The 14117-nt window shown below is 71.0% G+C and carries 11 protein-coding genes; 1 reads left to right on the plus strand and 10 read right to left on the minus strand.

The window, feature by feature from the left end; genetic code table 11:
* Positions 1-9: 9 nt before the first annotated feature.
* From ASD90_RS21430 to ASD90_RS21460, 7 genes are all read right to left on the minus strand, one after another.
* Positions 10-1560, minus strand: a complete 1551-nt coding sequence (locus tag ASD90_RS21430; RefSeq protein ID WP_082588949.1) for a D-alanyl-D-alanine carboxypeptidase family protein — start codon at positions 1558-1560, stop codon at positions 10-12.
* Between the two features lie 75 nt (positions 1561-1635).
* Positions 1636-2379 (minus strand): succinate dehydrogenase/fumarate reductase iron-sulfur subunit, encoded by a 744-nt coding sequence (locus tag ASD90_RS21435; RefSeq protein ID WP_056761029.1) that lies wholly within the window; start codon positions 2377-2379, stop codon positions 1636-1638.
* Positions 2380-2437: 58 nt separating this feature from the next.
* The gene (locus ASD90_RS21440) at positions 2438-4405 is read right to left on the minus strand and encodes a fumarate reductase/succinate dehydrogenase flavoprotein subunit (protein ID WP_157623249.1); all 1968 of its coding nucleotides are present in this window, start codon (positions 4403-4405) and stop codon (positions 2438-2440) included.
* Between the two features lie 36 nt (positions 4406-4441).
* Positions 4442-5095, minus strand: coding sequence for a succinate dehydrogenase cytochrome b subunit (locus tag ASD90_RS21445; RefSeq protein WP_200958672.1), 654 nt, complete (start codon positions 5093-5095; stop codon positions 4442-4444).
* A gap of 195 nt (positions 5096-5290) precedes the next feature.
* A complete protein-coding gene (locus ASD90_RS21450; protein ID WP_056761039.1) occupies positions 5291-6043 on the minus strand; it encodes a succinate dehydrogenase/fumarate reductase iron-sulfur subunit in 753 nt (250 codons plus the stop codon).
* Complete coding sequence (locus tag ASD90_RS21455; protein WP_056761042.1) at positions 6040-7962, minus strand: fumarate reductase/succinate dehydrogenase flavoprotein subunit; 1923 nt, start codon at positions 7960-7962, stop codon at positions 6040-6042. Before ASD90_RS21455 ends, ASD90_RS21450 begins: the two co-directional genes overlap by 4 nt.
* Entirely contained in the window at positions 7962-8807 is an 846-nt protein-coding gene (locus tag ASD90_RS21460; protein ID WP_056761046.1) for a hypothetical protein, read from the minus strand. The genes ASD90_RS21455 and ASD90_RS21460 overlap by 1 nt, the downstream gene beginning before the upstream one ends.
* A 115-nt stretch (positions 8808-8922) precedes the next feature.
* Between ASD90_RS21460 and ASD90_RS21465 the strand changes: the two genes are divergently transcribed.
* Positions 8923-9894 (plus strand): SDR family NAD(P)-dependent oxidoreductase, encoded by a 972-nt coding sequence (locus tag ASD90_RS21465; protein ID WP_056761048.1) that lies wholly within the window; start codon positions 8923-8925, stop codon positions 9892-9894.
* Between the two features lie 142 nt (positions 9895-10036).
* Here ASD90_RS21465 and ASD90_RS21470 read toward each other — a convergent pair whose 3' ends face one another.
* The 3 genes from ASD90_RS21470 to ASD90_RS21480 are packed head-to-tail and all read right to left on the minus strand — an operon-like array spanning position 10037 to position 14101.
* Positions 10037-11524: an aldehyde dehydrogenase (NADP(+)) gene (locus ASD90_RS21470; protein ID WP_056761050.1), complete on the minus strand. Its 1488-nt coding sequence runs from the start codon at positions 11522-11524 to the stop codon at positions 10037-10039.
* Complete coding sequence (locus ASD90_RS21475) at positions 11521-12396, minus strand: fumarylacetoacetate hydrolase family protein (RefSeq protein WP_157623246.1); 876 nt, start codon at positions 12394-12396, stop codon at positions 11521-11523. The genes ASD90_RS21470 and ASD90_RS21475 overlap by 4 nt, the downstream gene beginning before the upstream one ends.
* Positions 12383-14101 (minus strand): IlvD/Edd family dehydratase, encoded by a 1719-nt coding sequence (locus ASD90_RS21480; protein WP_056761055.1) that lies wholly within the window; start codon positions 14099-14101, stop codon positions 12383-12385. The genes ASD90_RS21475 and ASD90_RS21480 overlap by 14 nt, the downstream gene beginning before the upstream one ends.
* Positions 14102-14117: the final 16 nt, after the last annotated feature.

Consider the following 14117-nt stretch of genomic DNA (forward strand, 5'->3'; position numbering starts at 1 on the left):
CCGGGATCGTCAGATCGGCCGGCGGCGGCGCCGGGCAAATGCGAGGAGCACGACGCCGGCCGTGACGACGACCCCGGCCGAGGCGAGCACGACGAGCGACATCGTGCGGTCGTATGCCGTCGCCTCGGTCGCGGGTGCGGCCAGTGGGGCGGGGGTGCCGGTCCCCGACGAGGAGGCCGCGGTGCCGGGCGTCTGCGTACCTGCCGTTCCCGTCCCGGCGCCGGTGACGCCGCCGGTGGGCAGCTCGGGCAGGACCGGGGCCGCGACCGGGCCGGTGGACTCCCCGGGCTCGACGAGCTGCCCGACGGGCGTGACCCGGTCGGCGTTGGCGAAGCCCCAGTCGAGCAGGGCGGCGGTCGGCTTCCACGAGCCGGTGACGCTGCCCATCTGGGCGACGACGAGCGTGCGACCCCCGCGGGTCGCCGCCCCGATGAAGGTGTGCTGCGCGCGGTCGGTGCGGCCGGGCTTGATGCCGACGGCCCCGGGGTAGTGCCGCAGCAGCTCGTTGATGTTGTAGACGTGGAAGGCGGGCCACACCTTCCCGCGCTCGTCCTTGCCGCCGGGGAAGACGGCGTCGCGCTTGGTGATGGTGCTGCGGAACGCCGGCAGTCGCATGGCGTCGCGCCCGATGAGCGCCAGGTCGTAGGCGCTCGATCGCTGGGCGCCTTCGTCGAGGCCGCTCGGGTCGACGGTGAGCGTGTCGTGCGCCCCGATCTCGCGGGCCTTGAGGTTCATCAGGTCCACCGTGGCGTCGTAGCCACCCGCGGCGTCGGCGAGGGCGTAGACCGCATCGTTGGCCGAGAACATCAGCATGGCGTCGAAGAGGCTCGAGACGGGGTAGCGGTTGCCGGCGAGGATGCCGACGCGCGAACCGGCAGCGTCCTGCGCGTCCTGCCCGGCGACGACGACCCGTCGCGGGTCGAGCCGCGGCATGAGCGTCAGGGCCGTGAGGGTCTTGAGGGTACTGGCGGGGCGCAGCCACGCGTGCGGCGACTTGGCGGCGAGGATCTCGCCCGTCTCGAGGTCGGCCAGCACGTAGGACACGTCGTAGACCTCCGGCGGCGGGTCCCCCGAGGTGGTCCGGTCGACGAGGACACCGGGCTCAGCCAGACGCGAGCCGCCGACGACCGACTCCGGCTCCCACGCGGGGTGCGCGAACGGCTTCGGCGGCGCGTTGCGGCACACGAGCCGGACCTTGGGCGGCTTCGCCGCAGTCGAGGCCGTCGTGGCCCGCGGGACCGCACCCGTGGCGCTCGTCGCGCTCGTCGCGCCCGGCGCGCTCGGAGCCGAGGTCGTGGGCGGGGCGGCGGGCTCGTCGGTGGGGAAGACCCGCGGCGTCAGCGTGACGCCGACCGGCACGGCCTGCCGGGTCTGCCACGGCGCACAGGTCGGCGCCGCGACGGGTGCTGCCGCGGTCGCGGCGCGGGGGAGTGGTGTCCCGGCTGCCGGGGGGACGGCATACGTCGTCGTCAGGGCGAGCCCGAGCCCGAGCGCGCTGAGCGAGGCGCCCGCGGCGGTCACCGTCCACGGGCGACGTCGGCTAGCGTCTTGAGGCGTCATCGCCGGGAAAGACTAACCCGCCCCGGATGGATCCGGGGCGGGTCGTCGGTGGTCCCGCGGTGGGCGCGTCGCGCCTCACTCGCCGCGCATCAGCGCGCCGCGCAGGTCCTTGTTGAGCTGGTTGATGACGTCGAGCGGGATCTCCTTGGGGCACGCCGAGGAGCACTCGCCGATGTTGGTGCAGCCGCCGAAGCCCTCGTGGTCGTGCTGGCTCACCATGTTGACGACGCGGGCGTCGCGCTCCGGCTGGCCCTGGGGGAGCTCGCCGAGGTGGGTGATCTTCGCGCCCATGAAGAGCATGCCGGACGCGTTGGGGCACGCCGCAACACACGCACCGCAGCCGATGCAGGCGGCTGCCATGAAGGCGCGGTCGGCCTTCGGCTTGGGCACCGGTACGGAGTGGGCCTCGGGCGCGGAGCCGGTGTTGGCGCTGATGAAGCCGCCGGCCTGGATGATCCGGTCGAAGCTGCCGCGGTCGACGACGAGGTCCTTGATGACCGGGAACGCGTCGGCGCGCCACGGCTCGATGGTGATCTCGTCGCCGTCGGAGAAGCTGCGCATGTGCAGCTGGCAGGTCGTCGTGACCTCGGGGCCGTGGGCCTTGCCGGAGATCATCAGGCCGCACATGCCGCAGATGCCCTCGCGACAGTCGGAGTCGAAGGCGATCGGCTCCTCGCCGCGGGCGTTGAGCTGCTCGTTGAGCACGTCGAGCATCTCGAGGAACGACATGTCCTCGGAGATGTCGGTGACCGGGTAGGTCACCATCTCGCCCTTGGCCTTGGGGCCGGCCTGGCGCCAGATCTTGAGGGTCAGGTTCATCGGGGTCCTCGCAAGGTATCGGAGTGAGGTACGAACGGAGAACTGCGTGGGGTGATCGTCACTTGTAGCTCCGCTGCTTCATCTCGACGAACTCGTAGACCAGGTCTTCCTTGTGCAGGACCGGCGCACCGTCCTGACCGCCCCACTCCCACGCGGCGACGTAGGCGTACTCGTCGTCGTGACGCAGCGCCTCGCCGTCCTCGGTCTGGGACTCAGCGCGGAAGTGACCGCCGCAGGACTCGCGGCGGTGCAGCGCGTCGATGCACATGAGCTCACCGAGCTCGAGGAAGTCGGCGACGCGGCCGGCCTTCTCGAGGCTCTGGTTGAGGGTGTCGGCGGCGCCGAGCACCTTGACGTTGCGCCAGAACTCGTCGCGCAGGCCCCGGATGAGGTCGATGGCCTTGAGCAGCCCCTCCTCGGAGCGCTCCATGCCGCAGAACTCCCACATGATGTTGCCGAGCTCCTTGTGGAAGGAGTCGACGGAGCGGTCGCCCTTGATCGACAGGAACTTCTGCACCCGGGCGTCGACGGAGGCGCGAGCCTCGACGACGGCCTCGTGGGACTCCTCGAGCTTCTCGAACGGGCCCCTGGCGAGGTAGTCGCGGATCGTGTGCGGGAGCACGAAGTAGCCGTCGGCGAGGCCCTGCATGAGGGCGGAGGCCCCGAGGCGGTTGGCGCCGTGGTCGGAGAAGTTCGCCTCGCCGGTGACGAAGAGGCCCGGGATGCTCGACTGGAGGTCGTAGTCGACCCAGAGGCCGCCCATCGTGTAGTGCACGGCGGGGTAGATGCGCATCGGCACCTCGTAGGGGTTCTCACCCGTGATCCGCTGGTACATGTCGAGCAGGTTGCCGTACTTCTCCGCGACGGCCTCGGCGCTCATGCGCTTCAGGGCGTCCGTGAAGTCGAGGTAGACCCCGCGGCGGAAGTCGCCGACCTTCGGGCCGACGCCGCGGCCCTCGTCGCAGACGTTCTTGGCCTGGCGGCTGGCGATGTCACGAGGGACGAGGTTGCCGAACGAGGGGTAGATCCGCTCGAGGTAGTAGTCGCGGTCCTCCTCGGGGATCTCGCGCGGGTCCTTCTCACAGTCCGCGGCGTTCTTCGGCACCCAGATGCGGCCGTCGTTGCGCAGCGACTCCGACATGAGCGTCAGCTTGCTCTGGTGCTCACCGGCCACCGGGATGCACGTCGGGTGGATCTGCGTGTAACAGGGGTTGGCGAAGTGCGCTCCCTTGCGGTGCGCGCGCCAGGTCGCCGTGACGTTGCTCCCCATCGCGTTGGTCGAGAGGTAGAAGACGTTGCCGTAACCGCCGGATGCGAGCACGACGGCGTCGGCCAGATGGGTCTCGATCTCACCGGTCACGAGATCGCGGGCGATGATGCCGCGCGCCTTGCCGTCGACGACGACGACCTCGAGCATCTCGTGGCGGCTGAACATCTCGACCGTGCCGGCGGCGACCTGGCGCTCGAGCGCCTGGTAGGCGCCGATGAGCAGCTGCTGGCCGGTCTGGCCGCGCGCGTAGAAGGTCCGCGAGACCTGGACACCGCCGAAGGAGCGGTTGTCGAGCAGGCCGCCGTACTCACGGGCGAAGGGCACGCCCTGCGCGACGCACTGGTCGATGATGTTGGTGCTGACCTCGGCGAGGCGGTAGACGTTCGACTCGCGCGAGCGGTAGTCGCCGCCCTTGACGGTGTCGTAGAAGAGGCGGTAGACGGAGTCGCCGTCCTCCTTGTAGTTCTTGGCGGCGTTGATCCCGCCCTGCGCCGCGATCGAGTGCGCGCGGCGCGGGGAGTCCTGGTAGCAGAAGGACTTGACCTGGTAGCCGGCCTCGCCGAGCGTCGCGGCGGCTGCGCCACCGGCCAGTCCGGTGCCCACGATGATGACGGAGAGCTTGCGGCGGTTGGCCGGGTTGACGAGGGAGGCCTCGAACTTGCGGGTGTTCCAGCGGCGGTCGATCGGGCCGGGCGGGGCCTTCGTGTCGCGGATCGGCTCACCCTCGGCGTACACGCCGTGGACGAGACCGGGCACCGACGAGGAGGGCGTTGTGGAGGTCGTGGTCACTGGTCAGCTTCCCTTGACGAGTCCGAAGAGGATGGCGAGCGGGGGGAGGGCGAACCCCACGCTCGTGACGAGTGCGATGACCGTCCCGAGCGTCTTGGCGCGACGGCGGGCGGCGGCGTTGCCGGCCCAGCCCAGGGTCTGGGTGGCGCTCCAGACGCCGTGGTAGAGGTGCAGGCCCAGGGCGACGAGGGCGAGCAGGTAGATCAGGACGACCCACCACACCTGGAAGCTGCTGATGACGAGCAGGCCCGGGTTGCCCTCTGCCGGAAGCGAGCCGACGTTGAACTTCACGATCGTGAACTGGAGCAGGTGCCACACGAGGAAGAGGAGCAGCGCAACGCCGCCCCAGCGCATCATCTTGCTCTTGACCGTGGCACGGGCCGCGGCCTTGGCCACGTAGCGCGTCGTCCGGGCGCCACGAGCACGGCTCCACAGGTAGAACGCGGACCACGCGTGAGCCACCAGCGCCGCGATGAGGAGGACCCGGAAGAGCCAGAGGAAGCCGGCGTACGGCAGGAAGGGCGTGAACAACGTCCGGAGGTGCTCGGCGTACTCGTTGAACGCGTCGACGCCTGCGAAGATCTTGAGGTTGCCGTACATGTGCACGAGGACGTAGAACACGAACAGCGCGCCCGAGCCGGCCATGAGCATCTTCATGAACACGGTGTTCCGGCGGGCCGATGCAGGTCGATTCGATCCCGTCACCGGGAGAGTATTGGTGGCCACGGTCGAAACCCTATCCCCGAGGCTTCGCAGGGTCCGACGGCTACCGTCCGGTAGACGCCGAGTGTGACTATTTCCACTGTCATGCGCCCGTCAACGCCGTCAGCGCCGTCAGCGCCGTCAGCGCACTCAGCGCTTGCGGAGACCGATCTTCGTGCCCAGCCACACGAGCGGGTCGTAGTGACGGCCGACCACGCGCTCCTTCATCGGGATGATCGCGTTGTCGGTGATCTTGATGTGCTCGGGGCAGACCTCGGTGCAGCACTTCGTGATGTTGCACATCCCGATGCCCTGTTCGTCGCGGGCGAAGTCCGCACGGTCTTCGCGCGCGTCGAGCGGGTGCATGTCGAGCTCGGCCGCGCGGATGAGGAAGCGGGGTCCGGCGAACGCCTCCTTGTTGCTCTCGTGGTCACGCACGACGTGGCAGGTGTCCTGGCAGAGGAAGCACTCGATGCACTTGCGGAACTCCTGCGAGCGCTCGACGTCGACCTGCTGCATCCGGTACTCGCCCGGCGCCAGGTCCGGCGGGGCGAAGGCGGGGATCTGGCGGGCCTTCGCGTAGTTGAACGACACGTCGGTGACGAGGTCGCGGATCACCGGGAAGGCGCGTAGCGGCGTGACCGTGACCGTCTCGGTCTCGGTGAAGGTCGACATGCGGGTCATGCACAGCAGCCGTGGCATGCCGTTGACCTCGGCGCTGCACGATCCACACTTGCCGGCCTTGCAGTTCCAGCGCACCGCGAGGTCGCCCGACTGGGTGGCCTGGAGGCGGTGGATGATGTCGAGCACGACCTCGCCCTCGTTGACCTCGACGGTGTAGTCCACGAGCTCGCCGCCGTCGGCGTCGCCGCGCCAGACCCGGAACCTCGCGTCGTAGCTCATGACCCGCTCCCGTCGGTGGGCGTCGCCGGTGCCGGCACCGCGGCCAGCTCGTCCGGCGTGAGGTACTTGGCCAGCTCGCCCGTGTCGAAGAGGGCCAGCAGGTCGCCGCGCATGGACGGCATGGGCTGCTCGCGCACCACGATGCCGTCGCCGTCCGCCGAGCAGATGAGGTTGCGGCCCCGCCAGTGCGGGTCCATCGTCGGGTAGTCGTCGCGGGTGTGACCCCCGCGGCTCTCCTGGCGCAGCAGCGCGGCCCGGGCCACGCACTCGCTGACGGCGAGCATGTTGCGCAGGTCGAGGGCGAGGTGCCAGCCGGGGTTGAACTGCCGGTGGCCCTCGACGGTCAGGTGCTCGGCGCGGGCCTTGAGGTCCTCGAGCCGTTCGAGGGCGCGTTCGATCTCCGCGGCCGTGCGGATGATGCCGACGAGGTCGTTCATCGTCTGCTGCATCTCCTGGTGGAGGGTGTACGGGTTCTCGCCGCCCTCCTCCTCGAACGGCGCGAGCGCAGCGGCTGCGGCGGCGTCGACGACCGCCTGGTCGACGTCTGGCCGACGGTCGCCCAGTGCCAGGACGTATGCCGCGGCGCCGGTTCCCGCGCGGGCGCCGAAGACGAGCAGGTCCGAGAGGGAGTTGCCGCCCAGGCGGTTGGACCCGTGCATGCCGCCCGACACCTCTCCGGCGGCGAAGAGGCCAGGCACCCCTGCGGCGGCGGCGGTGTCCGGGTCGACCTCGACCCCGCCCATGACGTAGTGACAGGTGGGGCCGACCTCCATCGCCTCCTTCGTGATGTCGACGTCGGCCAGCTCCTTGAACTGGTGGTGCATCGACGGCAGCTTCTTGAGGATCTCCTCCGGGGGGCGCCGCGAGGCGATGTCGAGGAACACGCCGCCGTGCGGTGACCCGCGCCCGGCCTTGACCTCGGAGTTGATGGCGCGCGCCACCTCGTCACGGGGGAGCAGCTCGGGCGGCCGCTTGTTGGTGTCCGGGTCGGTGTACCAGCGGTCGCCCTCCTCCTCGGTCTCGGCGTACTGGCCGCGGAAGACGTCGGGCACGTAGTCGAACATGAAGCGCTTGCCCTCGGAGTTCTTCAGCACGCCGCCGTCACCGCGCACCGACTCGGTGACGAGGATCCCCTTGACCGAGGGCGGCCACACCATGCCGGTCGGGTGGAACTGGATGAACTCCATGTTGACGAGGGTTGATCCCGCCCGCAGGGCCAGGGCGTGTCCGTCGCCGGTGTACTCCCATGAGTTCGAGGTGACCTTGAACGACTTGCCGATGCCACCCGTGGCCAGGACGACGGCGGGGGCGTTGAAGCGGACGAACCGACCCGACTCGCGCCAGTAGCCGAAGGCGCCGGCGATGGCCCCGCTCGGGTCCTGGAGCAGGTCGGTGATCGTCACCTCGGCGAAGACCTTCAGCCGGCTCTCCGGGTCGCCGGTCTCACGTTCGTCGTCCTGCTGGAGGGAGACGATCTTCTGCTGCAGGGTGCGGATCAGCTCGAGCCCGGTGCGGTCGCCGACGTGGGCGAGGCGGGGGTACTCGTGGCCCCCGAAGTTGCGCTGGCTGATCCGTCCGTCCGGAGTGCGGTCGAAGAGGGCGCCGTACGTCTCGAGCTCCCACACGCGGTCGGGGGCCTCCTTGGCGTGCAGCTCGGCCATCCGCCACGAGTTGAGGAACTTGCCGCCGCGCATCGTGTCCCGGAAGTGCACCTGCCAGCTGTCGTTGCTGTTGACGTTGCCCATGCTCGCGGCGATGCCGCCCTCGGCCATCACGGTGTGCGCCTTGCCGAAGAGGGACTTGCAGATGATGGCCGTGCGAAGTCCTGCCTCGCGCGCGGCGATCGCGGCCCGCAGGCCCGCCCCGCCGGCCCCGACGATGACGACGTCGTACTCGAAGTGCTCCAGGTCGGCGGCCATCAGTTGAAGAACCTCAGATCCGTGACGGCCCCGGAGGCGACCAGGGCGATGTAGGCGTCGGTCACCATGAGAGTGGCCAGCGTGGTCCAGGCCAGCTGCATGTGCCGGGTGTTGAGGCGCGAGACGACGGTCCAGGCCCGGTAGCGCACCGGGTGCCTGGAGAAGTGCTTGAGCCGGCCACCGATGAGGTGTCGGCACGAATGGCACGAGGCCGTGTAGAGCCAGAGGAAGCCGGCGTTGACGAGCATGATGAGCGTGCCCAGCCCCATGCCGATGCCGCCGTCCTTGCCGTGGAAGCCGTCGAAGGCGTCCAGGGTGTTCATCCCGGAGACGACGAGCGCGGCGTAGAAGAAGTAGCGGTGGACGTTCTGCAGGATGAGTGGGAAGCGCGTCTCGCCCGTGTACCTCGCGTGCGGCTCGGCAACGGCGCAGGCGGGCGGCGAGAGCCAGAACGACCGGTAGTACGCCTTGCGGTAGTAGTAGCAGGTGAGCCGGAAGCCGAGCAGGATCGGCAGCAGGAAGAACGCATACGGGACGAGCGGCGGGAGCTCACCCATCCAGGTGCCGAGGTGGCGCGCATCCGGGACGCACGAGGCGGTCACGCAGGGGGAGTAGAACGGTGTGAGGTAGTGGTACGTCTCGACGAAGTAGTACCGCTGCATGGAGGTCCGGACCAGCGCGTAGAGAAGCCAGAGGACGAGCAGCGTGACGATGATGACCGGCTGGACCCACCACCGGTCGCCGCGCAGGGTGCGCTCGGGGATCTGCGCCCGTCCCGGAGAGCCGACGCCTCCGGCGACGGACCCTCCTCCGCCGGAAGCCGGGTCGAGCCTCGTCTCACTCATCCTGCGAACCTCCACCGTCGTTGGTCGGGCGCCGTCGCACACTCTAGTGTGACGTGCGCCACGGGGGGTGGAGCGACGCTCCCCACGCCTGCGAGCCGCCACCTAGGGTGGGCGGATGGTGCTCCACGCAGCGACCGCGGTCCTCGACTGGGTCATGGACAAGTCCCTCGTCCTCGGTTACACGAAGATCGGGCCGACCGTGCGTCGGGCCTGGTGGCCGCACGACCCGGTGCCGGGCGCCCTCGTCGGACGCCATGTCCTCGTCACCGGCGCGAGCGGGGGCCTCGGGCTGGCCACGGCGCGAGGTCTGGCCCGTCTCGGTGCGGTGGTGCACATCACCGGCCGGGACGCCTCGCGTCTCGACGACGCCCGCTCGCGGCTGCTCGAGGAGCAGCCTCTCGCCGAGGTCACGTCCCACGTCGCGGACGTCAGCGACCTCGCCGCGACCGCGGAGTTCGCGCGCCGGTTCGTCGCCGACGTGCCGCGGCTGCACGCCGTCGTGCACAACGCGGGCGTCATGCCACCGACGCGGACGGTCACGCCAGAGGGGCACGAGCTGGCTCTCGCCACGCACGTGCTCGGTCCGCACGTGCTCACCTTCGGGCTCCGCGAGTCGCTCGGGGGCGGCGGCCGCGTCGTGCTCGTGACCTCCGGTGGCGCGTACGCCCAGCGACTGGAGGTCAACGACCTCGAGTACACACAGGGCACCTACTCGGGGACGGCGGCATACGCCCGCACGAAGCGGATGCAGCTCGTGCTGGCCCCGCTGTGGGCGCGGGAGCTGGCCGGAGACGACATCATGGTTGCCTCGATGCACCCGGGATGGGCCGACACGCCGGGCGTGACGGAGTCGCTGCCCGGCTTCGCGAAGGTCACCGGGCCGCTGCTGCGCAACGCCGAGCAGGGCGCTGACACCGCCGTGTGGCTGACCGCGACCGGCGACCCGATCGGCTCGGGCGGCTTCTGGCACGACCGCCGGAGACGCTCCACGCACTACGCGCCGGTGCTCGTCGAGACGCCGGGCGAGGTCGAGCGGTTCTGGGCCTTCGTGTGCGAGACCACGGGAGTGCCCACGCCAAGGGGCTGACGTCGACTCCCTCCGTGTCGAAGCCCGTCGCTGCTCTCCCCGCGGCCCGTCGAGCGGGTGGCACGGAGGCCCGCCGGCTTCGCAGACGCGGGCCTACCCCGCTGTGCCGCCACGCTCGCCCCCGGGCTCGCGCCCTGGCAGGTCAGCCCAGTCGTCCGTTGATGCGCTGCGGGACGCCCCAGGGATTGGCGTCGCGGAGCGCGGGGGGAAGGAGCGGCTCGGGGACACCCTGGTAGGCGACCGGCCGGACGAACCGGTCGATGGCTGCCATCCCCACCGAGGTGGTGCCCACCGCGGTCGTCGCCGGGTAGGGCCCACCGTGCTGCTGGGCGTAGGTGACGGACACCCCGGTCGGCCAGTCGTTGAGCAGGACCCGCCCGGCGCGTCCGGCCAGGGTGGTCAGCAGCGTCCCCACCAGTGCGTCCTGCGGATCACCGCAGACCGTCGCGGTCAGCTGCCCGGCCAGACCCGAGGCGACGGCGAGGAGCTCGCCCTCGTCGTCGTACTCCACGACGAGGGCGGCCGGTCCGAAGACCTCCTCCCCCAGCCGGGCGTCGGCCAGAAGCGCCGCCGCGGTCGAGCGCAGCAGGGTCGGCGCCGGGGCGTCGGAGGGGTCATCGGCGGAGGGCATCCTCCCGGCAGCAACCTCGACGCCGTCACGCCGGGCCAGCGAGTCCAGCGACGCGGCATACCCCAGGCGGATCCGCTCGTTCAGCAGCGGGGCCCCGCTGACCTTCGCAACCCGCTCGCCGACGAGGTCGACGACAGCCGATCCGCGCGGAACGACCAACAGCCCCGGCTTCGTGCAGAACTGTCCTGCCCCCAGGGTCATCGAGGCCACGAAGCCATCGGCGACGTCCACCGGGCGGCGCTCCGATGCGCCGCGGGTCACGAAGGCGGGGTTCACGCTGCCGAGCTCACCGTAGAACGGGATGGGCACCGGCCGGGAGACGGCGAGGTCGAACAGTGCACGGCCGCCGCTGATCGAGCCGGTGAACGCGCCGGCAGTGATGCGAGGGTCACGAATCAGCGCCCTGCCGGTCTCGACCCCCTCGGTCATGGCGAACACACCGGCCGGGGCCCCGGCGCCCGACAGCGCGTCGCCTACGAGCTCGCCCGTCGCCGCGGACAGCCGGGGGTGGCCGGGGTGGGCGACGAGCACGACGGGACAGCCGGCGGCCAGCGCGGACGCCGTGTCGCCCCCGGCGACGCTGAACGCGAACGGGAAGTTGCTCGCCGCCCACACCGCGACCGGCCCCAGCGGGCGCATCATCCGTCGCAGGTCGGGTCGGGGTCCCATGCCCCAGCCGGGGTCGGCGTGGTCGATGGTCGCGCGAAGGTAGGAACCGAGCGTGATCTCGTCGGCCAGCAGCCGCAGCTGGAAACACGTCCGCGCCAGCTCGCTGGACAGCCGTGCCTCGGGCAGGTGGGTCTCCTGCTGCGCCAGCGGGACGAGGTTGGTCGCCCCGGCTTCGAGACGGTGCGCCACGGCCCGGAGCCAGCCGGCCCGTTGCTCTGGCGCCGACGCCGCGAGGACGGGGGCCGCCGACGTCGCGACGTCGAGGAGCCCGCCGAGCTGCGCCGCGGCTCCGGCGGGGGTGGGCGTCTCGGGCTCGTGGGGGGTCCTCATCGTGTTCCTCCGTGGTCACGTAGGTCCCGCCCGACGACCCGGACCGGGTTGGTCAGGGCACCCAGACCGTCGATGGTGACGGTCACGATGTCGTCGGCCCGCAGCGTGAAGGTCTCATCCGGGACGATCCCGGTGCCGGTCAGCAGGACGACGCCGTCCGGGAAGGACGTGGCCGCGGTGAGCCACGCCCCGAGGTCCGCCGACGTTCGGGTCAGCTGCCTCGTGTCGGTCGCGCCGTGGAACGCGACCTCACCACCGCGCTCGATGGTGAGGTCGATGGCAAACGGCTCGTGCGCGACCCATACCGGCACGATGGCCGGGCCGAGGGCGCACGCGCCGTCGTAGACCTTGGCCTGCGGCAGGTAGAGGGGGTTCTCACCCTCGATGGACCGGCTGCTGACGTCGTTGGCGGGGACGTAGCCGAAGAGCTCACCGTCGCGCGTGAAGACCAGGGCCAGCTCCGGCTCGGGGACGTCCCAGCCAGAGTCGGCCCGGATGCCGACGTGGTCACCCGGGCCCACCACGCGCCACCCGGGCGCCTTGAAGAAGAGCTCGGGCCGCTCCGCCGCATACACCTCGTCGTAGACCGAGGCGCTCGCTGACTCGGCCATCCGCTCGTCGCGACTGCGCGCGTAGGTGACACCGGCCGCCCAGACCTCCTGGCCGTCGACGGGCGCGAGGACCGGCCCGGCGAGGTCGGTGAACGGTGCCGCCTCGACCGTGGCGCGGGCATCGTCGAGCGGCAGCGCGAGCAGGTCGCTGAGGCTGCCGTCGAGCAGCCGGTCTCCGTCCTCCGAGCGGACCAGCCAGCGTGGTCCGTCCGCCGTCGCGACGCGCCGCACCGAGCCGATGACGGGGTCAGTGGGACTCACGGGCCACCCCCGGGCCGGTGGCGCCGACTAGGAAGTCGAGGTCCGCGCCGGTGTCGGCCTGCTGGACGTGGTCGACGTAGAGCCGTTCCCAGCCGCGTCGGGGGGCGGCGAACCCGTCGACGAGCGTCTGGGGGGGTCTGCGACGGGCGATCTCCTCCTCGGGGACGTCGAGGTGAAGGGTCCGGTTCGCGACGTCGAGCTCGATGATGTCGCCGTCCTGGACGAGGGCCAGGAGTCCACCCGCGGCTGCCTCGGGCGCGACGTGGAGCACGACGGTCCCGTATGCCGTCCCGCTCATCCGTCCGTCGCAGATCCGCACCATGTCACGGACCCCCTCCTGCAGCAGCCGCTGCGGCAGGGGCAGGTTCGCCACCTCCGGCATACCGGGGTAGCCCATCGGCCCGCAGCCCCGCAGCACGAGCACCGAGCCGGCGGTGACCTCGAGGTCGGGGGAGTCGATCCGGGCGTGCAGGTCCTCGACCGAGTCGAAGACGACGGCGGGTCCGCGGTGGCGCAGCAGGTGCGGCGACGCCGCGGCAGGCTTGACGATGGCGCCGCGCGGAGCCAAGTTGCCACGCAGGACCGCGATCCCGGCATCGGGCAGCAGGGGGCGGTCGCGGGGCGTGATGACCGTCTCGTCCCAGACCGGCGCGTCGGTGAGGTAGTCGACGAGCGGCCGGCCGGTGACGGTGATGGGCGTCGGATCGAGCAGGTCGCGCACCTGAGCGAGGACGGCGAGCAGCCCCCCGGCCCGAAACAGGTCCTCCATGAGGAACTCGCCGGCGGGCTGGAGGTTGACGAGCAGCGGCACGGCGGCACCAACCCTGTCGAAGTCATCCAGGCTGAGCTCGATGCCGAGTCGGCCGGCGATTGCCAGGAGGTGGACGACAGCGTTGGTCGAGCCACCGACGGCGGCGAGGGCGACGATGGCGTTGGTGAACGACCCCGCGGTGACGACGTCGCCGATCGTGCGACCCTCCTGCACCAGCTCGACGGCGAGCCGGCCAGACTCGTGCGCCCCTTCCAGCAGCCGGGCGTCGGCCGCGGGGGTCCCGGCGAGGCCCGGGAGCGTCGTGCCGAGCGCCTCCGCCATGACGGCCATCGTCGAGGCGGTCCCCATCGTGTTGCAGTGACCCTTGCTGCGGATCATCGAGGACTCGCTGCGGAGGAAGGACTCCTGCGACAGGTTCCCGGCGCGCACCTCCTCGCTCAGTCTCCACACATCGGTCCCGCACCCGAGCGGCCGGCCGCGGAAGGTCCCGTTGAGCATCGGTCCGCCCGGGACGACGACGGCCGGGATGCCGACGGAGGCGGCGGCCATGAGCAGCGCGGGGATCGTCTTGTCACAGCCGCCGAGCAGCACGAGGCCGTCGATCGGGTTGGCGCGGAACATCTCCTCCATGGCCATCGCGGCCATGTTGCGCCACAGCATCGCGGTGGGCCGCACGAGCGTCTCGCCCAAGGACACGACCGGCAGGTTCAGGGGGATCCCGCCCGCCTCGTACACCCCGTGCTTGACCGACTCGGCGACCTCGTCGAGGTGCAGGTTGCACGGCGTGAGGTCCGAGGCGGTGTTGGCAATCGCGATCTGCGGTCGCTCTCCCGACAGGGCGTTCGAGGGCACCCCACGACGCATCCACGCTCGGTGGAGGTAGCCGTTGCGGTCTTCCGATCCGTACCACTCGCTGCTGCGCAGGCCCTCCATGGGGGGCTCCTCTCGA

Origin of the sequence: Terrabacter sp. Root181, from assembly GCF_001428505.1 — a bacterium.
Classification (GTDB): domain Bacteria; phylum Actinomycetota; class Actinomycetes; order Actinomycetales; family Dermatophilaceae; genus Terrabacter.

Coding starts and splice junctions, on each gene's coding strand:
- ASD90_RS21455 (WP_056761042.1), bottom strand. CDS start 7,962: ATGGCCGCCGACCTGGAGCACTTCGAGTACGACGTCGTCATCGTCGGG.
- ASD90_RS21460 (WP_056761046.1), bottom strand. CDS start 8,807: ATGAGTGAGACGAGGCTCGACCCGGCTTCCGGCGGAGGAGGGTCCGTC.
- ASD90_RS21435 (WP_056761029.1), bottom strand. CDS start 2,379: ATGAACCTGACCCTCAAGATCTGGCGCCAGGCCGGCCCCAAGGCCAAG.
- ASD90_RS21480 (WP_056761055.1), bottom strand. CDS start 14,101: ATGGAGGGCCTGCGCAGCAGCGAGTGGTACGGATCGGAAGACCGCAAC.
- ASD90_RS21450 (WP_056761039.1), bottom strand. CDS start 6,043: ATGAGCTACGACGCGAGGTTCCGGGTCTGGCGCGGCGACGCCGACGGC.
- ASD90_RS21470 (WP_056761050.1), bottom strand. CDS start 11,524: ATGAGGACCCCCCACGAGCCCGAGACGCCCACCCCCGCCGGAGCCGCG.
- ASD90_RS21430 (WP_082588949.1), bottom strand. CDS start 1,560: ATGACGCCTCAAGACGCTAGCCGACGTCGCCCGTGGACGGTGACCGCC.
- ASD90_RS21445 (WP_200958672.1), bottom strand. CDS start 5,095: ATGAAGATGCTCATGGCCGGCTCGGGCGCGCTGTTCGTGTTCTACGTC.
- ASD90_RS21465 (WP_056761048.1), top strand. CDS start 8,923: ATGGTGCTCCACGCAGCGACCGCGGTCCTCGACTGGGTCATGGACAAG.